Source organism: Enterobacter sp. ku-bf2 (genome assembly GCF_001742765.1).
GTDB lineage: Bacteria > Pseudomonadota > Gammaproteobacteria > Enterobacterales > Enterobacteriaceae > Enterobacter > Enterobacter quasiroggenkampii.
On sequence record NZ_MDVW01000001.1, the window covers coordinates 352,352 to 370,991 of the forward strand.

Genomic DNA, 18,640 nt, shown 5'->3' on the forward strand with positions numbered 1-18,640 from the left:
GCTGTAAAATTAACAATTTGCAAATATTTAAACGCCAGACCGGGATTCCTGAAGGCGCCTCGCAGAGGTAATGTCACGAGCGAGACGCATGGGCAGGGCTGTTGTACACTGCCGTGAAAGATTCGTGGTTAAATCAAGGTGGAACGCGTGGAATTACTTTCTCAATATGGGTTGTTTTTGGCGAAAATCGCGACGGTGGTGATTGCCATTGCGGTGGTTGCCGTTCTGATTGTCAACCTGACGCAGCGCAAGCGTCAGCGTGGGGAGTTACGCATCACCCGCCTGAGCGAGCAGTATAAAGAGATGCAGGAAGAGATGTCTCTGGCGCTGCTTGACAGTCATCAACAGAAACTGTGGCTCAAAGCGCAGAAGAAAAAGCATAAACAGGAAGCCAAAGCGGCAAAGGCAAAGGCGAAGCTCAATACGCCACAGGATAAGGTCGCGCCCCGCGTCTACGTGCTCGATTTTAAGGGCAGCATGGATGCGCATGAAGTGTCCTCTTTGCGGGAGGAAGTGACGGCCGTTCTGGCCGTGGCGACGCCGCAGGATCAGGTCGTTGTTCGTCTTGAAAGCCCGGGAGGTGTCGTGCATGGCTACGGCCTGGCCGCGTCTCAGCTACAGCGCCTGCGTGAAAAACAGATCCCGCTGACCGTTGCCGTAGATAAAGTGGCGGCGAGCGGTGGCTACATGATGGCCTGCGTGGCAGACAAAATTGTGGCCGCACCGTTTTCTATTATTGGCTCGATCGGCGTGGTCGCGCAGATCCCGAACTTTAACCGCTTCCTGAAAAATAAAGAGATTGATATCGAACTTCACACGGCGGGTCAGTACAAACGCACCCTGACGCTGCTGGGTGAAAACACGGAAGAAGGGCGCCAAAAATTCCGTGAGGATCTCAACGAAACGCATCATCTCTTTAAAGACTTTGTGCACCGTATGCGCCCGACGCTGGACATTGAGCAGGTCGCGACGGGTGAGCACTGGTACGGCGTTCAGGCGCAGGAGAAAGGGCTGGTGGATGAAGTCGGAACCAGTGACGATCTGCTGCTCAACCTGATGGAAGGCCGGGAACTGGTAGGCGTCCGCTTTGCCCAGCGCAAGCGACTCCTTGACCGCTTTACCAACAGTGCCGCAGAAAGCGCGGACCGCCTGCTGCTCCGCTGGCTACAGCGCGGACAAAAACCGCTGTTGTAAACAAAAACGCGAGGCTTATGCCTCGCGTTTTGCGTTAATCGACCAGGTGATATTTCTCGGAAAGCGTGTGCGCCAGGTATTTAAACATGTTAAACACGGCGGTGCTTTTCGGGGTCGGCAAGCCCTGTTCATCAAGGAAGTATTCGCCGCTGAAAACCAGCACGCCATTTCGCTGCTCTACGCCGGTGGCTTCAATGCCTGCCAGAGTATCTTCATGGTCACGAATAAGCTTGTTTGCTTCGATAAGCAGAGAGGCTCGGTCAATAGGTTGGGTCGTATTCTGCATAATCCACTCCTTAAACAGTGACAATAGTCTACGCCGAGGGCGCTTTGGGGGCAAATTTTCCCTGTATTGTGAGGGGATAAGGTGCAGGGGCCTGGCTGGCAGGATTTGCTTTTGCATGCTAATAAAGTTGCGTAACGAATTTTATCAGGTAGAGTGTGCGCTTTCGTCATTCTGGCAACAGAATTGCTTGACATTCAACCGGGAATTCGTCACGAATTACACGAGATGTGAGAAAAATACCCGAGAACTCAATCACCTGGGCGGCTTTTCTTTAACGCCCGGTAAGACAAAGGGGTTGATATCTCCTGACGCAGTCGCAATATCATTGGCTCGTCGTCAGCGGAAGGGAAATCAACGTGCGGCGTATTCCTGGAAGAATTAAATTAGGTAAAGGTGAATATGGGTAAAGCTCTCGTCATCGTTGAGTCCCCGGCAAAAGCCAAAACGATCAATAAGTATCTGGGTAATGACTACGTGGTTAAGTCCAGCGTTGGTCATATCCGCGATTTGCCGACCAGTGGCTCAGCCAGCAAAAAGAGCGCAGACTCTACCTCCACCAAAGGGGCTAAAAAGCCTAAAAAGGATGAACGTAGCGCGCTTGTCAACCGCATGGGTGTTAACCCATGGCATAACTGGGATGCACAATATGAAGTGCTTCCAGGGAAAGAAAAAGTCGTTAACGAGCTGAAGCAGCTGGCTGAAAAAGCAGACCACATCTATCTCGCAACCGACCTTGACCGCGAAGGGGAGGCCATTGCGTGGCACCTGCGGGAAGTGATCGGGGGTGATGACAAACGCTACAGCCGCGTAGTGTTTAACGAAATTACGAAGAATGCGATTCGTCAGGCGTTTGAGAAGCCGGGCGAGCTGAATATCGACCGCGTCAACGCCCAGCAGGCGCGTCGCTTTATGGACCGCGTCGTGGGTTACATGGTTTCTCCACTGCTGTGGAAGAAGATTGCCCGTGGCCTGTCCGCAGGTCGCGTGCAATCCGTCGCCGTGCGTCTGGTCGTTGAGCGTGAGCGCGAAATTAAAGCCTTCGTGCCGGAAGAGTTCTGGGAAGTTGATGCCAATGTGACCACGCCGGGCGGTGACGCTCTGCCGCTGCAGGTAAGCCATCAGAACGATAAGCCTTTCCGTCCGGAAAACCGCGACCAGACAATGGCCGCCGTGGCGCTGCTGGAAAAGGCACGCTATCAGGTACTGGAACGTGAAGACAAACCGACCAGCAGCAAGCCTGGTGCGCCGTTTATCACCTCCACCCTGCAACAGGCGGCAAGCACCCGTCTGGGTTACGGCGTGAAGAAAACCATGATGATGGCCCAGCGCTTGTATGAAGCAGGTTACATCACCTATATGCGTACCGACTCAACCAACCTGAGTCAGGACGCGGTCAACATGGTGCGTGGCTACATCAGCGACAACTTCGGTAAGAAATACCTGCCGGAAAGCGCTAACCAGTTTGCCAGCAAAGAGAATTCTCAGGAAGCGCACGAAGCGATTCGTCCTTCTGATGTCTCTGTGCTCGCTGAATCACTGAAAGATATGGAAGCCGACGCGCAGAAGCTGTATCAGCTGATCTGGCGTCAGTTTGTGGCGTGCCAGATGACCCCGGCCCAGTACGACTCCACCACGCTGACCGTCGGGGCGGGTGATTTCCGTCTCAAGGCGCGCGGTCGTATTCTGCGTTTCGACGGCTGGACGAAAGTGATGCCTGCGCTGCGTAAAGGTGATGAAGATCGAACGCTGCCTGCGGTGAACAAAGGTGATGAACTGTCTCTGGTTGAGCTGATCCCGGCTCAGCACTTCACCAAGCCACCTGCACGATTCAGTGAAGCATCTCTGGTAAAAGAGCTGGAAAAACGCGGTATTGGCCGACCGTCGACCTACGCATCAATTATCTCGACGATTCAGGATCGCGGTTACGTCCGTGTTGAAAACCGTCGTTTCTATGCGGAAAAAATGGGGGAGATCGTCACCGATCGTCTGGAAGCCAACTTCCGCGAGCTGATGAACTACGATTTCACCGCGCAAATGGAAGACAGTCTCGACCAGGTTGCCAGCCACCAGGCGGAATGGAAAAAGGTCCTCGACAGCTTCTTCAGCGATTTCACCGACCAGCTTGAAAAAGCGGAGAAAGACCCTGAAGAGGGTGGCATGCTGCCTAACCAGATGGTACTGACCAGCATCGACTGCCCAACCTGTGGCCGCAAGATGGGGATCCGTACTGCCACCACGGGCGTGTTCCTGGGCTGCTCCGGCTATGCGCTGTCGCCAAAAGAGCGCTGCAAAACCACCATCAACCTGGTGCCGGAGAACGAAGTTCTCAACGTGCTGGAAGGTGACGATGCGGAAACTAACGCTCTGCGTGCCAAGCGCCGCTGCAAAAAATGCGGCACGGCAATGGACAGCTATCTGATCGATCCAAAACGCAAGCTGCACGTGTGTGGTAATAACCCAACGTGTGACGGGTATGAGATCGAAGAGGGCGAGTTCCGCATTAAAGGCTATGACGGCCCGATTGTGGAGTGCGAGAAGTGTGGTTCTGAAATGCACCTGAAAATGGGGCGTTTCGGTAAGTACATGGCCTGCACCAACGACGAATGTAAAAACACGCGCAAAATTCTGCGTAACGGTGAAGTGGCTCCGCCGAAGGAAGATCCGGTTCCGCTGCCAGAATTGCCGTGTGAGAAATCCGACGCGTACTTCGTGCTGCGTGACGGTGCGGCAGGTGTCTTCCTGGCCGCCAACACCTTCCCGAAATCGCGTGAAACCCGCGCGCCGCTGGTGGAAGAGCTGCATCGCTTCCGCGATCGTCTGCCGGAGAAACTGCGTTATCTGGCCGATGCGCCACAGCAGGATCCGGAAGGCAACAAAACCGTGGTGCGGTTTAGCCGTAAAACTAAGCAGCAGTACGTTGCGGCAGAGAAAGAGGGTAAAGCGACCGGATGGTCAGCCTTCTTTGTCGATGGCAAATGGGTTGAAGGCAAGAAATAATCTTCCCTAATCGTAACTTACCTGTGAAAGGGCCGGATTTCCGGCCCTTTTTTATTACCTTGTTATTATTTTTTGTTCCGTACTATACAGTCAGGCTATAAATGATATAGTGGTTATAGTTAACCTGTTTCTTATTATTAAATCGTCTTAAGCGATTGACCGCATGCGCTAAATCGGATGGTCTGGCATGAAATTACAGCAGCTTCGTTATATCGTTGAGGTGGTGAATCATAACCTTAACGTCTCTTCTACCGCCGAGGGGTTGTATACCTCGCAACCGGGCATCAGCAAACAAGTTCGTATGCTGGAGGATGAGTTAGGCATTCAGATCTTCGCCCGCAGCGGTAAGCATCTCACCCAGGTGACGCCTGCGGGACAGGAAATCATCCGCATTGCGCGGGAAGTCCTCTCCAAAGTCGATGCGATTAAGTCTGTGGCGGGGGAGCATACCTGGCCGGATAAAGGCTCGCTGTATATTGCCACCACGCATACGCAGGCGCGCTATGCGCTGCCCGGCGTGATCAAAGGCTTTATCGAGCGTTATCCTCGCGTCTCGTTGCATATGCACCAGGGCTCGCCAACGCAAATCGCTGAAGCCGTCTCCAAGGGGAATGCAGACTTTGCCATCGCCACCGAAGCGCTTCACCTCTATGACGATCTGGTCATGCTCCCGTGCTACCACTGGAACCGTTCTATTGTGGTGACCCCCGATCACCCCCTGGCGGGTAAAGGGTCGGTCACTATCGAAGAGCTGGCCCAGTATCCTCTGGTGACGTATACCTTTGGCTTTACCGGGCGTTCTGAGCTTGATACGGCCTTTAACCGGGCAGGATTAACGCCGCGCATTGTCTTTACCGCGACGGACGCCGACGTGATTAAGACCTATGTCCGGCTTGGATTGGGGGTGGGCGTCATTGCCAGCATGGCGGTGGATCCGGTGTCAGACCCTGACCTGGTGCGTCTTGATGCGCATGATGTTTTCAGCCATAGCACCACAAAAATTGGTTTCCGCCGCAGCACCTTCCTGCGCAGCTATATGTATGATTTTATTCAGCGCTTTGCACCTCATTTAACGCGTGATGTGGTTGATACCGCCGTGGCATTACGCTCAAATGAAGATATTGAAGAGATGTTTAAAGACATCAAACTTCCCGAAAAATAATCACACCCGGTATCTTTCCCCCAGGGAAAGATACCGAAATAACCTCTCAAAGCTAAATTAGAATTATCATCATCTGCGATTCCCCTGCCATATAATGTCATTACCCATTTAATGCGTAAGGTTATAATGTCGTGAATTGGCGACAAAAGTAGAAACTAATTTACGCCTTCGCAAATTTTTCTTTTCAATTATTTATTTCTGGTCAAAAGATTGAATATTTCATACCTCCCGGTGCGTAAATTCACTGGCTTTTCGGCTAAAGTTTCTTTAGGATTTATCTCAACAGATGATTAATTGTACCAATTGTTTGGTCCTAAATGATAAGCGATGTCGATTGTATGAGGTTAGCAATGCCTTCAGGAAGTGAAGAACCGCAAAGGGATCCTGCGCTCAAGCGTAAAGCCTGGCTGGCGGTCTTTCTCGTCTCTACCCTGTTTTGGGTGGTGGTTGCTCTCCTGGCCTGGAAATATTGGGGTTAAATATGTCAGTGACGGTACGTACAGCTTCGGTAAAACAGATGTGTCAGCATCGTGACAGCGGCCACAGAGGGCGTAAAGCACCTGCGACTGTTGTACCCGCGTCCTGGAAACTGACGCCGCAGCAGCAGGCTTTTATTGATGTGTTCGCAGAAGACGAACCCAAAAAACAATAATTTAGTTTATTGCGTAATGATGCAAATAGTCTGAATATCGACTCTGCGCTTTTGTACTCTTTAATAAATACACATCAGCAATATAGCACTGAGGAACGACCTCGGAATTTTTATAAATAATGCTTGGTGTCCCTATGATGAATAACATGACGTCTCACAAATACTGGTCGTGGATCGGCGTTTTTACCGTGTCGATTCTGTTCTGGATTCAGCTCATCTGGCTGGCGCTCCACTAAATTGTAAAACCTCGCTACGGCGGGGTTTTTTGTTTCCCCGCGCTGGACCAATCCTAAATTTATCAATTTGGGTTGTTATCAAAACGTTACGACATCTTTGTGTTATCTTTAATTACGGCCCTGATGATTGTCAGGGCATCTCTGTGATTAAGGAGGAGCTTATGTCGTTAACCCTACGCGAAGCCAGTAAGGACACATTACAGGCAGAAAATAAAACCTGGCACTACTACAGCCTGCCGCTGGCTGCCAGAACGCTTGGGGACATTTCGCGGTTACCCAAGTCATTGAAAGTTTTACTGGAAAACCTCTTGCGCTGGCAGGACGGTGACTCTGTCACACTCGATGATATCCAGGCGCTGGCAGGGTGGCTTGAGAAGGCCCATGCCGACAGAGAAATCGCCTACCGCCCGGCAAGGGTGCTGATGCAGGACTTTACCGGTGTTCCGGCCGTGGTTGATTTGGCCGCGATGCGCGAAGCCGTTAAGCGTCTCGGCGGGGATACGGCTAAAGTTAACCCGCTTTCCCCGGTTGACCTCGTCATTGACCACTCCGTCACCGTTGACCACTTCGGTGATGATGACGCCTTTGGCGAAAACGTGCGTCTGGAGATGGAGCGCAACCACGAGCGCTACGTATTTCTGAAGTGGGGACAGCAGGCGTTCAGCCGGTTTAGCGTGGTCCCGCCAGGCACCGGCATTTGTCACCAGGTGAACCTTGAATATCTGGGTAAAGCCGTCTGGAGCGAATTGCAGGATAAAGAGTGGGTCGCTTATCCAGACACCCTGGTGGGCACGGATTCGCATACCACCATGATCAACGGTCTGGGCGTGCTGGGCTGGGGCGTCGGCGGTATTGAAGCGGAAGCCGCCATGCTCGGCCAGCCGGTATCCATGCTTATCCCGGATGTGGTGGGCTTCAAGCTGACCGGAAAGCTTTCTGAAGGCATTACCGCCACCGATCTGGTGCTGACCGTCACCCAGATGCTGCGTAAGCATGGCGTGGTGGGCAAGTTTGTTGAATTCTACGGTGACGGTCTGGATTCGCTGCCGCTGGCCGACCGCGCCACCATTGCCAATATGGCGCCGGAATACGGTGCCACCTGCGGCTTTTTCCCCATTGACGACGTCACGCTGGAGTACATGCGCCTTAGCGGCCGCAGCGAAGAGCAGGTCGCACTGGTGGAAGCGTACACCAAAGCGCAGGGCATGTGGCGCAATCCGGGCGATGAGCCTGTTTTCACCAGCACGCTTGAACTTGATATGGGAAGCGTCGAAGCGAGCCTCGCAGGGCCGAAACGTCCGCAGGATCGGGTTGCGTTGTCTGACGTGCCGAAAGCGTTTGCCGCCAGCAATGCCCTGGAAGTGAACGTGGCGCAGAAAGACCATCGTCCCGTCGACTATGTTCTGAACGGGCATCAGTATCAGCTTCCGGATGGCGCGGTTGTTATTGCCGCCATTACCTCCTGCACCAACACGTCCAACCCCAGCGTATTGATGGCAGCCGGTCTGCTGGCTAAAAAGGCGGTCGAGCTTGGGTTAAAACCTCAGCCGTGGGTTAAGGCCTCGCTGGCGCCGGGATCCAAAGTGGTGTCGGATTACCTGGCTCAGGCCAAACTGACGCCGTACCTGGACGAGCTGGGCTTTAACCTCGTGGGCTATGGCTGTACGACCTGTATTGGTAACTCCGGGCCACTGCCTGAACCCATCGAAACGGCGATCAAGCAGGGTGACCTGACGGTAGGCGCCGTTCTTTCCGGTAACCGAAACTTTGAAGGGCGCATTCACCCGCTGGTAAAAACCAACTGGCTTGCTTCGCCGCCGCTGGTGGTGGCATACGCTCTCGCGGGGAACATGAATATCAACCTGGTGACCGATCCGATTGGTCACGATCGCAAGAATGACCCTGTCTATCTGAAAGATATCTGGCCATCCTCGCGAGAAATCGCGCTGGCCGTTGAGAAGGTCTCTACCGAGATGTTCCGCAAAGAGTACGCGGAAGTCTTTGAAGGCACGCCGGAATGGAAAGCCATCAATGTTGCAGGTTCGGATACCTATGGTTGGCAGGATGACTCGACCTATATTCGTCTGTCGCCGTTCTTTGATGAGATGCAGGCCGAGCCCGCGCCGCTTAAGGATATCCATGGCGCGCGTATCCTGGCCATGCTGGGGGATTCTGTCACGACGGATCATATCTCTCCGGCGGGGAGCATCAAAGCCGATAGCCCGGCAGGCCGTTACCTGCAAAGTCGGGGTGTCGAACGCCGCGATTTTAACTCTTACGGCTCGCGCCGCGGTAACCATGAAGTCATGATGCGCGGGACCTTTGCCAACATCCGCATTCGTAACGAAATGGTGCCGGGTGTGGAAGGGGGCATGACGCGTCATCTGCCTGGAACGGAAGTCGTGTCGATCTATGATGCGGCCGTTAAATACCAACAGGAAGGGACGCCGCTGGCGGTGATTGCCGGGAAAGAGTACGGTTCCGGCTCCAGCCGCGACTGGGCGGCGAAAGGTCCGCGCCTGCTTGGCGTTCGGGTGGTCATCGCCGAATCGTTCGAACGTATTCACCGTTCGAATCTGATCGGCATGGGGATCCTGCCGCTTGAGTTCCCGCAGGGCGTGACGCGTAAAACGCTGGGCCTGACCGGGGAAGAGCAGATTGACATTAGCGGCCTGCAAAACCTGCAGCCGGGTAAAACGGTGCCGGTAACGTTAACGCGGGCAGACGGGAAAACCGAGGTGCTGGATTGCCGGTGCCGTATTGATACGGCAACCGAGCTGACCTACTACCAGAACGACGGCATTTTACATTACGTGATTCGTAAGATGCTGGATTGATGAACGAGCCCGGCACGCGTGCCGGGCTTTTTACATCATTCTTTCAGCAGATGGCCCATTTTGGCGGCTTTGGTATCAAGGTAGTGGGCGTTTTTCGGGTTACGGCCGACAATCAGCGGTACGCGTTCAACGATGTTGATCCCGGCTTCGGTCAGGATCTCCACTTTTTTCGGGTTATTGGTCAGCAGACGTACTTCGTCCACGCCCAGCAGCTTGAACATATCGGCGCACAGGGTGAAATCACGTTCGTCGGCGGCAAAACCGAGTTGATGGTTCGCTTCAACCGTATCGTAGCCCTGGTCCTGAAGCGCGTAGGCGCGAATTTTATTCAGCAAACCAATATTACGCCCTTCCTGACGGTGATAAAGCAGCACGCCGCGGCCTTCTTCAGCAATATGAGAAAGGGCTGCTTCCAGCTGGAAACCGCAATCACAGCGCAGGCTGAACAACGCATCGCCGGTGAGACACTCTGAATGGACGCGGGACAGCACCGGTGTCTGCCCTGAAATGTCGCCATACACCAGGGCGACATGATCCTGTCCGGTTGCCAGTTCTTCAAAACCCACCATCAGGAAATCGCCCCATGGGGTTGGCAGTTTGGCTTCTGCCACACGTTTAAGCTGCATGTGATTCTCCAGAGTAGGCTGACACGTTTCGTGCCTGTGCCCTGTTTTGCTTTCTGTATCAGTTTATTTTGCCACAAGCTCAGCATGTTCGCCTAATGGGCACCATGCTATATGAACGTTAAACGCACGATCCGACATCTCCACCAGGTGAATAAATTTCAGTTATGATTGTGACGCTTAGCGAAAAAGGAGAAGACATGCATTCAATCGCCAGACGTACGGCAGCAGGTGCGGCCATTTTACTGATTATGCCTTTGGCCGTATGGCTTTCCGGGTGGATGTGGCAGCCCGGGCAGAACACCACGTGGCTGAAAACGTTGTACTGGATTACGGAAACGGTCACCCAACCCTGGGGAATAATTACCCACGTTCTCCTCTGCGCCTGGTTTCTGTGGTGCCTGCGCTTTCGTCTGCGCGCGGCGCTGATGCTCTTTGCTATCCTCGGTGGGGCTATCCTTATCGGTCAGGGCGTAAAATCCTGGGTGAAAGATCGCGTTCAGGAGCCGCGTCCTTTTGTCGTCTGGCTGGAAAAAACGCACCATGTTCCGGTGGATGAGTTCTACACTTTAAAGCGTAAAGATCGCGGCGCGCTGGTCAAAGAACAGCTTGCGGAACAGCAAGATATCCCGAAATTCTTGCGAAAACACTGGCAGAAAGAGACCGGGTTCGCGTTTCCTTCTGGCCATACCATGTTTGCCGCCAGCTGGGCGCTGCTGGGGGTTGGGCTGCTTTGGCCAAGACGTCGTACGGTCACCATCGTGATTCTGCTGGTCTGGGCGACGGCGGTCATGGGCAGCCGCTTACTGCTGGGGATGCACTGGCCACGGGATCTGGTCGTTGCCACGCTCATCTCGTGGCTGCTGGTGATGCTGGCGACCTGGCTGGCTGAACGATTCTGCGGCCCGCTAACGCCACCGCCGGAAGAGAAAGAAGAAATAGCCGAAAGGGACCAAACGGACGCCTGACGGTTGATATTCCGCATTTTGCCCATAGATCCATGACGTGCGCGTCACTTTTTCCGTTTCGCGCCCGTCACTAAAATGGTAGTTTATAAGGCTGATTGCGGTAAGTTGAACACACTTTATTCGCTTGAACCACATAACGGGAAGTAATGTGAAATATTTACTCATTTTCTTACTGGTATTGGCGATTTTTGTCATTTCAGTCACATTGGGTGCACAAAACGATCAGCAGGTGACGTTTAACTATCTGCTGGCTCAGGGTGAATACCGTGTGTCGAGCCTGCTCGCGGTCTTATTTGCTGCAGGCTTTGCCATTGGCTGGCTGGTTTGCGGTTTGTTCTGGTTAAAAGTCCGTGTTTCGCTTGCGCGCGCAGAACGTAAAATCAAACGACTCGAACATCACATTGCGCCTGCGTCCGACATGCCGGAAAGCTCTGGCGTGCCGGTCGTGAAGGAATAATCGACGATGCTGGAGTTGTTGTTTCTGCTTTTGCCTGTCGCCGCAGCCTATGGCTGGTATATGGGCCGCAGAAGTGCGCAACAAACAAAACAGGATGAGGCCAACCGACTCTCCCGCGACTACGTTGCGGGGGTCAACTTCCTCCTGAGCAATCAGCAGGACAAAGCGGTGGACCTGTTCCTCGACATGCTGAAAGAGGATACGGGGACCGTTGAAGCGCATCTTACCCTGGGTAACCTGTTCCGCTCGCGCGGCGAGGTTGACCGCGCCATTCGTATTCACCAGACCCTGATGGAAAGCGCCTCGCTGACCTACGATCAACGACTCCTGGCCGTACAACAGCTGGGACGAGATTACATGGCCGCGGGGTTATACGATCGCGCTGAAGATATGTTCGCTCAGCTGGTGGATGAAACAGATTTCCGCATCGGCGCGTTGCAGCAGCTCCTGCAGATTTATCAGGCCACCAGCGACTGGCAAAAAGCCATTGATACGGCCGAACGTCTGGTGAAGCTGGGTAAAGATAAGCAGCGCGTTGAGATAGCCCATTTCTACTGTGAACTTGCCCTTCAGCAGATGGGCAACGACGACATGGATAAAGCCATGACGTTGCTGAAGAAAGGTGCCGCCGCGGACCGCAACAGCGCCCGTATCTCTATCATGATGGGGCGCGTCTTTATGGCGAATGGCGACTACGCCAAAGCCGTTGAAAGCCTGCTGCGGGTTATCGATCAGGACAAAGAGCTGGTCAGTGAAACGCTGGAGATGCTGCAAACCTGCTATCAACAGCTGGACAAGCAGGAAGAATGGGTGGCGTTCCTGCGTCGCTGCGTGGAAGAGAATACCGGCGCAACCGCGGAACTGATGCTCGCTGACGTTGTTGAGCAGTATGAGGGTGGCGACACCGCGCAGGTCTATATCACCCGACAGCTTCAGCGTCATCCGACGATGCGGGTCTTCCATAAGCTGATGGATTACCACCTGAACGACGCGGAAGAAGGGCGCGCCAAAGAGAGCCTGATGGTGCTGCGCGACATGGTTGGCGAACAGGTGCGCAGCAAGCCGCGCTACCGTTGCCAGAAGTGTGGTTTTACCGCCTATACCCTCTATTGGCATTGTCCTTCATGCCGGGCCTGGTCAACCATCAAGCCAATCCGCGGCCTGGACGGGCAGTGATTTTTTAAAAGCCTTCATTTTAGTTACAACATACTGATAGCTTTTAGCACTTTCTCAACACCGTGCGGTTTGCCAGCCTGGCAGGGACATAAATGGCTTCTGTCAATTTGCGGCGGCGGCAGGTAGAATGCTGGCCGTTTATCTGTTCCGCGCCGCTGCGCGCCCATAGACGAAAAGGGCTGGTCATGACGTCTGTTACATCCTCCACTTCCCGCGTAATTACGGATTCTCCTGTTGTTGTTGCGCTTGATTACAATAAGCGTGACGCTGCACTGGCGTTTGTCGACGGTATCGACCCTCGCGGCTGCCGTCTGAAAGTTGGCAAAGAGATGTTCACGCTGTTTGGACCGCAAATCGTTCGCGATCTGCAACAGCGCGGCTTTGACGTTTTCCTCGACCTCAAATTCCATGATATTCCGAATACCACGGCCCACGCCGTTGCTGCAGCCGCAGAGCTGGGTGTATGGATGGTCAACGTCCATGCGTCGGGTGGGGCAAGAATGATGACCGCCGCCCGTGAGGCGCTCCTGCCGTTCGGTAAGGACGCGCCGCTGCTGATCGCCGTCACCGTGCTGACCAGCATGGACGAAAGTGATTTACGCGACCTCGGCGTGACGCTGTCACCTGCGGAACATGCTGAACGTCTCGCCCGTCTGACGCAGCAGTGCGGCCTGGATGGTGTTGTCTGCTCCGCGCAGGAAGCGGTACGTTTCAAATCAGTACTGGGCCAGGATTTTAAACTCGTCACGCCAGGGATTCGCCCTGCGGGCAGCGATGTGGGCGATCAGCGCCGCATTATGACGCCTGAGCAGGCGCTGGCAGCGGGCGTTGACTATATGGTTATCGGGCGTCCGGTGACGCAGTCTGCAAACCCGGCTGAGACGCTTAAGGCTATCAATGCATCGCTGAACAAGGGGGCGTAATGACCGATTCCAACAGCCGTCTGGTCTACTCAACCGATTCCGGGCGGATAGACGAACCGAAAGCCAAAGTGGAGCGTCCAAAGGGAGACGGTATCGTTCGGATTCAGCGTCAAACCAGCGGACGTAAGGGGAAAGGGGTCTGCCTTATCTCCGGCATTGATCTGGATGATGCAGAACTGACTAAGCTGGCTGCCGAGCTGAAAAAGAAGTGTGGCTGCGGCGGGGCCGTAAAGGACGGGGTTATTGAAATCCAGGGTGATAAACGTGATTTAATAAAATCACTGCTGGAAGCCAAAGGCATGAAAGTTAAACTGGCAGGCGGCTAAAATAAATGAGCCACGGCAAATGCCGTGGCTCGTGTTATATACGTGCGTATGTCAGACCTGAAATGCGTTTAAATATCGCAATATCGAGGAAGGCTTAGATAATAATTATTTGCCAACCTGGTGACCGATAATACCACCGACAGCAGCGCCACCTAATGTACCCAGCGTACTACCATCCGTTAATACTGCACCACCGAGAGCACCGGCACCGGCACCAATCGCGGTGTTACGGTCACGTTTAGACCAGTTAGAGCATGCGCTCAGGGACATTGCTACAGTGATTGCCAGAACAGCGGCGGCTAATTTTTTGCTGGTTAAGGTCATAATACTTTCTCCTGAATTATCGATTCACGGAAAGATGTACACGTTAAGTATAGACGAATCGAATACTTAATTCTTTTCCCCGTGAAAGCTGGTCGCGCAGGCGTTACTTCATCACGCAGGTGATAGTCACTTCCTGTTATATCGCTAACAGTAATTTTACGACTTTAGGGCAGGTTATACAGGTAAAAACTCTTAAAGCAGGGTTAAGAATCATCTCAGAGAAAGAACATGCGCGCCCGAAATTCGGGCGCGGAGGGAAATCAGGCGCTGGTTTCAATAATATTGACGATCAGACCGCTCTCTTCGAGTTTATTGCGATGCGCTTCGCTCAAACGATCATCGGTAATCACACGGCTAAAGCGTGAAGCGGGACCCATCGTGTAAGGATGAACGGCACCAAATTTAGAGCTGTCGGTGAGCACAATGGCTTCGCACTCTTTTTCCAGTACGGCATTGACCACGTCAGAGCGCATCATATCCCGGCCGGTAAAACCTGTCTCCGGCTGCCAGCCGTCAATCCCGATAAAGGCCTTACTGAAATGAACCTGCTGGACGTACTGACGGGTCAGCGGGCCAACCATGCTTTCGCTTTTTTTCTGATAAATACCGCCCAGCAGAATCACCTCGCAGCGCGTCTCTTTAAGCAGATGCGCGATATAGCTGCTGACGGTAATGATGGTAACGTCTTTTTGATCGGCAAGTGTTCGCGCCAGAAGGGCATTACTGCTGCCGTTTTCAATAAAGACGGTCTCACCGTTGTTCACCAGGGAGGCAGCAAATTCCGCCAGTTCACGTTTGAGCGCGTAGTTGTTCATCATGCGCGTCTCAACGTCATCACTGTCCAGCGGGACGGCATAGCCGTGCGCGCGACGCAGGTAGCTCTGTTTTTCCAGCAGATTAAGATCCTGACGGATGGTGACTTCAGAAACGCCAGTGGTTTTCGCGAGATCGACTACGCTTACGCGTCCCTGATCGATGACCATCTGCAAAATGAGTTGTTGTCGGGAATTCATAGCATCCATTTAATAAAGCGAAACGAGGTCGGAAACGGTGGGCGTTAAACTTCCCACGGCGCTTTTGGCTGTCTGTTTTCGGGCGCAGCGTCAGCGCCATGCTGAGCAAGAAGTTCAGACTTCAGGATCTCAAGATTACGGATAGCAGAGTGATAATCGCCCGCCACCAGGATATCCAGCACGGTATCAATTCGTTGTGCTACAGCTTGTGCGTCAATCGTAGACATAATCTCACCCCAGGCGCGAAAAGTTAATATTTTCAATGATGCAGAAATTGGGTTCAAAAGAGAAGGGAAAAAATGCAATAACTAAATTACATAAACGGAAGTGATAAAATTATTCCCCCTCATACAGCGGGCTTATTGAGTGGATTAGTCTAAAACTGCGCGCAACGCGCTTTTTTATAGGAGGAAGTAGACTATGACAGTTATCAATCAGCCTACCTGTACACTGTTTACCGATACTGAACGGTTCACCCAGCTGTCAGGGTATTACGAGGCGGAGCGACATACCGTCTGGATGATGTTACGGGCTCAGCCACGGCCTTGCTTCAACCATGCGTTGATAGAGGAGATCATGAATTTTTCATGGCTCGTCCGCCAGTCTGGTTTTGCGGTTGATTTTTGGGTGACCGGATCGCTGGTTCCCGAAATGTATAACGCGGGCGGTGACCTGCAGTTCTTCGTTGAGTGCATTCAGCACGGTCGACGTGAAGCGTTACGGGCCTATGCGCGCGCCTGCGTTGATTGCGTGCATGCGGCCTCGCGGGGATTTGATACGGGGGCCATCTCTCTGGCCATGGTTGAAGGCAGCGCGTTAGGGGGCGGGTTTGAGGCCGCTCTTGCGCACCATTTCGTTCTGGCTCAGCGCGATGCCCGTTTAGGTTTCCCCGAAATTGCCTTTAACCTGTTTCCGGGCATGGGGGGATATTCCCTTGTTGCACGCCGTTCAGGCATGAAGCTGGCAGAGGAGCTCATCTACAAAGGGGAATCCCATACGGCGGAATGGTACGAACAGCACGGCCTGGTGGATCTCCTGTTTGAACCCGGACAAAGCTATGTCTCCACCCGAACCTTCATCGACACGCTACGGCCAAAACTGAATGGCGTGAGGGCGATGCTGCGCGCCCGGACGCGCGTTCTGCAATTGCCGCGCAGTGAACTGATGGACATCACGGAGGACTGGGTAGACGCGGCTTTCTGCCTTGAACCGAAAGATATCGCCTATATGGAGCGTCTGGTGATGCTGCAAAACCGCCATCACGCGGCGGGCTTGCGTAAAGCCAGTTAATGCTGTTTTCGCGCCTGATAGCGTTTTAGCCATCGCTCGAATGCGGCAGCGGGCATCGGCTTAGCAAACAGAAAACCCTGCCGTTCGTTGACGCCGTTCTTGGTCAGAAAGGCGTCTTCTTTCGCATTTTCGACCCCTTCGGCAATCACCTGCAGGTTTAGCGCCTGCGCCACCGCAACGATGGCGCGCACCAGTGACTGGGAGATGGACTGCTTATGAATATCCCTGACAAACGATTGATCGAGTTTTATGGCGTCTATGGGGAAGCGGGCCAGCTGCGAAAGGGAAGAGTAGCCGGTACCAAAATCGTCGAGATGAATTTGCGCCCCCAGCCGGCTGAACTGCTGGATCACGGAGAGCGCCAGCTCTTCGTTCTCGATAAGACAGCTTTCGGTTAATTCGACGTCCACCGGGCAGTATTCAAAGTTCAGATCCTTCAGCGCCTGCTTTAAGTCGCTAAAGATAGTCTGGTCGGCCAGCTGACGCGCAGAGACGTTCACGGCCACGCGCAGGTTTATTCCCTTATCGCGCCATTTTGCCACCTGGCGAACCACATCGAGCATCACCCAGCGGCCTAGCGGCACGATCAACCCCGACTCCTCGGCATAAGAGATAAACTCCAGCGGTGGGATCAAACCGCGTTCAGGTGATTGCCAGCGGACCAGCGCTTCCAGGCTTCTGACCTCGCCGCGCCAGGTGATTTTTGGCTGGTAGTGGATCAGGAGCTGATCGTTATCCAGCGCTTTACGCAGGTTGGTATCCAGCCAGAGATACTCAAACACGCGTTGGTTCATCTCAGGCGAGAAGACGCAGAACTTGCCCCGGCCGTTCTCTTTGGCGGTGTACATGGCGGTATCGGCGTTGCGAATGACGCTTTCCCGGTCGTTGCCATGCTGCGGGGCGAGGGCGATGCCCAGGGAACAGCCGGTGTAAATTTCAATCAGACCGATTCGGAACGGCTGGCGCAGGCGGGTTAAAATGCGCGACGCCATCGCTTCCAGAGAGCCCTGAGAGGTATTGGTGGCCATGACGATAAACTCATCACCGCCAAGTCGTGCCAGCACCTGTTCCTCATCCAGACAACTCAAAATGGCGAGCGCGACAGCCTGTAACAGCTGATCGCCAAACATATGCCCGTAAGCGTCGTTGACCTTTTTAAAGTTGTCCAGATCGAGATACACCACGCCAACCTGCGTGTCGCCGCGGTGAGTGATGGCGTCAGAAATCAGGTCATGGATTGCATTGCGGTTTGGCAAGCCAGTGATGGTATCGGTATTGGCCAGCACGCGCAGCCGTTCCTGAGCGCGGCGTTCCTCGGTAATATCGGTACCGGAACAGATAAGGAAAATTTCATTTTTACCGCTGCCGCTGTGAACGAATTTGTTTCTGAACAGAAACAGTCGTTGCCCTTTACGCGTTTTGATCCAGCGCTCGACTTCGTAGGAACTGCCGTTGCGGAAGAAACCGGAAATATTGCGCTTTGAGGCTGCCGCTTCGCTGCGGCTCATAAACAGCTTAAACACGTTCTGGCCAATCACTTCCTGCTCTTTCAGGCCGGTATATTCTTCGCTTAGTCGGTTAAAGCGCTGAATATTGCCGTTCTGATCGAGGATCACAATGACGGAGTTAGCCTCTGAAACGACCTGTTCCGCGAAAGAGAGTCCCTGAGCCAGGTCGCGCGCCACGGAGGGGGTATCATGCCAGGCGGAAGCGGTACCGGCCCACTCGTTACGCGTAATTTTCCGCCCAACAAGGTGAACCGGGAGGTCTTCCCCGAATAACGAGAGCGTCATGGAAATGCTGGAGGTAATCACGGTTAAGTGACGGATAAGGTCGGCCTGATCGTCGTCCAGCGCAATCACCTGAGTGACATCGGCATTTTCACTGGCGGCAAGGTGCAGAGCATTGCTGTCAGCTGACAAACGCCACCATGGGCTGTGAGTCCCCATGTAGCGAAACAGCAAATTCTGCTCCAGATCGTCCATCATGTTTTCTCCCGCAGCTGTTCATTAGCGCACAAATTATTCATTTGCAGTCGACTTTTCCGTTGAGAAACAGCGGTAAAACCGAAGTGAACTTATTGTTTTTCCCTGATTTCTGATAATAAAACGAGTCAGGTTAAAAAGGATACTGAACGTATAAAAATTCACGTAACCGAATATAACGACACTCTTTT

Annotated in this window: 18 protein-coding genes; 12 read left to right on the plus strand and 6 right to left on the minus strand. The window is 53.5% G+C overall.

The features are described from left to right. The first annotated feature begins 147 nt into the window (after window positions 1-147). Entirely contained in the window at window positions 148-1,194 is a 1,047-nt protein-coding gene (sohB, locus tag BFG58_RS01680; RefSeq protein WP_063621870.1) for a protease SohB, read from the plus strand. 34 nt (window positions 1,195-1,228) lie between these two features. Here the strand turns inward: sohB and BFG58_RS01685 are convergent, their stop codons facing one another. Next, the gene (locus tag BFG58_RS01685) at window positions 1,229-1,480 is read right to left on the minus strand and encodes a YciN family protein (protein ID WP_003856804.1); all 252 of its coding nucleotides are present in this window, start codon (window positions 1,478-1,480) and stop codon (window positions 1,229-1,231) included. Between the two features lie 399 nt (window positions 1,481-1,879). Here BFG58_RS01685 and topA point away from each other — a divergent pair, with 399 nt between their 5' ends. The 5 genes from topA (at window position 1,880) to acnA (ending at window position 9,364) form a co-directional block, all read left to right on the plus strand. Next, window positions 1,880-4,477: a type I DNA topoisomerase gene (gene topA / locus BFG58_RS01690; RefSeq protein ID WP_059365098.1), complete on the plus strand. Its 2,598-nt coding sequence runs from the start codon at window positions 1,880-1,882 to the stop codon at window positions 4,475-4,477. A gap of 187 nt (window positions 4,478-4,664) precedes the next feature. Continuing rightward, window positions 4,665-5,639: an HTH-type transcriptional regulator CysB gene (gene cysB, locus BFG58_RS01695; protein WP_008502814.1), complete on the plus strand. Its 975-nt coding sequence runs from the start codon at window positions 4,665-4,667 to the stop codon at window positions 5,637-5,639. A 338-nt stretch (window positions 5,640-5,977) separates the two neighbouring features. Next, complete coding sequence (locus tag BFG58_RS01700; RefSeq protein WP_213327741.1) at window positions 5,978-6,118, plus strand: YmiA family putative membrane protein; 141 nt, start codon at window positions 5,978-5,980, stop codon at window positions 6,116-6,118. A 310-nt stretch (window positions 6,119-6,428) separates the two neighbouring features. Next, the gene (ymiC, locus tag BFG58_RS24225; RefSeq protein WP_069719644.1) at window positions 6,429-6,527 is read left to right on the plus strand and encodes a small membrane protein YmiC; all 99 of its coding nucleotides are present in this window, start codon (window positions 6,429-6,431) and stop codon (window positions 6,525-6,527) included. Window positions 6,528-6,688: 161 nt separating this feature from the next. Then, window positions 6,689-9,364, plus strand: a complete 2,676-nt coding sequence (acnA, locus tag BFG58_RS01715) for an aconitate hydratase AcnA (protein WP_032674926.1) — start codon at window positions 6,689-6,691, stop codon at window positions 9,362-9,364. 35 nt (window positions 9,365-9,399) lie between these two features. Here the strand turns inward: acnA and ribA are convergent, their stop codons facing one another. Then, a complete protein-coding gene (gene ribA / locus BFG58_RS01720; RefSeq protein WP_008501210.1) occupies window positions 9,400-9,990 on the minus strand; it encodes a GTP cyclohydrolase II in 591 nt (196 codons plus the stop codon). Between the two features lie 197 nt (window positions 9,991-10,187). Between ribA and pgpB the strand changes: the two genes are divergently transcribed. The 5 genes from pgpB to yciH all read left to right on the plus strand — a co-directional run bounded on the left by pgpB (window position 10,188) and on the right by yciH (window position 13,837). Next, window positions 10,188-10,955 (plus strand): phosphatidylglycerophosphatase B, encoded by a 768-nt coding sequence (gene pgpB / locus BFG58_RS01725; RefSeq protein ID WP_048029766.1) that lies wholly within the window; start codon window positions 10,188-10,190, stop codon window positions 10,953-10,955. Window positions 10,956-11,103: 148 nt separating this feature from the next. Further along, window positions 11,104-11,412: a LapA family protein gene (locus tag BFG58_RS01730; protein ID WP_008501212.1), complete on the plus strand. Its 309-nt coding sequence runs from the start codon at window positions 11,104-11,106 to the stop codon at window positions 11,410-11,412. A 6-nt stretch (window positions 11,413-11,418) separates the two neighbouring features. Next, window positions 11,419-12,588, plus strand: coding sequence for a lipopolysaccharide assembly protein LapB (gene lapB / locus BFG58_RS01735; protein WP_063621868.1), 1,170 nt, complete (start codon window positions 11,419-11,421; stop codon window positions 12,586-12,588). Between the two features lie 185 nt (window positions 12,589-12,773). Further along, window positions 12,774-13,511: an orotidine-5'-phosphate decarboxylase gene (gene pyrF, locus BFG58_RS01740; RefSeq protein ID WP_045908886.1), complete on the plus strand. Its 738-nt coding sequence runs from the start codon at window positions 12,774-12,776 to the stop codon at window positions 13,509-13,511. Then, the gene (gene yciH, locus BFG58_RS01745; protein ID WP_045908885.1) at window positions 13,511-13,837 is read left to right on the plus strand and encodes a stress response translation initiation inhibitor YciH; all 327 of its coding nucleotides are present in this window, start codon (window positions 13,511-13,513) and stop codon (window positions 13,835-13,837) included. The genes pyrF and yciH overlap by 1 nt, the downstream gene beginning before the upstream one ends. 105 nt (window positions 13,838-13,942) lie before the next feature. Here yciH and osmB read toward each other — a convergent pair whose 3' ends face one another. From osmB to BFG58_RS01760, 3 genes are all read right to left on the minus strand, one after another. Further along, window positions 13,943-14,161, minus strand: coding sequence for an osmotically-inducible lipoprotein OsmB (gene osmB, locus BFG58_RS01750; protein ID WP_008501216.1), 219 nt, complete (start codon window positions 14,159-14,161; stop codon window positions 13,943-13,945). 260 nt (window positions 14,162-14,421) lie between these two features. After that, window positions 14,422-15,174: a DNA-binding transcriptional regulator YciT gene (locus BFG58_RS01755; protein WP_045908884.1), complete on the minus strand. Its 753-nt coding sequence runs from the start codon at window positions 15,172-15,174 to the stop codon at window positions 14,422-14,424. A gap of 44 nt (window positions 15,175-15,218) precedes the next feature. Further along, window positions 15,219-15,401 carry a hypothetical protein gene (locus BFG58_RS01760; RefSeq protein WP_045908883.1) on the minus strand — a complete coding sequence of 61 codons (183 nt, stop codon included), beginning with the start codon at window positions 15,399-15,401 and terminating at the stop codon, window positions 15,219-15,221. A 193-nt stretch (window positions 15,402-15,594) separates the two neighbouring features. On the opposite strand from BFG58_RS01760, the gene BFG58_RS01765 reads away from it, so the two are divergent. Further along, window positions 15,595-16,464, plus strand: coding sequence for a crotonase/enoyl-CoA hydratase family protein (locus BFG58_RS01765; RefSeq protein ID WP_032674921.1), 870 nt, complete (start codon window positions 15,595-15,597; stop codon window positions 16,462-16,464). On the opposite strand, the gene pdeR is transcribed toward BFG58_RS01765, so the two are convergent. Next, complete coding sequence (gene pdeR, locus BFG58_RS01770; protein WP_045908882.1) at window positions 16,461-18,452, minus strand: cyclic di-GMP phosphodiesterase; 1,992 nt, start codon at window positions 18,450-18,452, stop codon at window positions 16,461-16,463. The two genes, BFG58_RS01765 and pdeR, sit on opposite strands and share 4 nt — an antisense overlap. Window positions 18,453-18,640 lie beyond the last annotated feature (188 nt).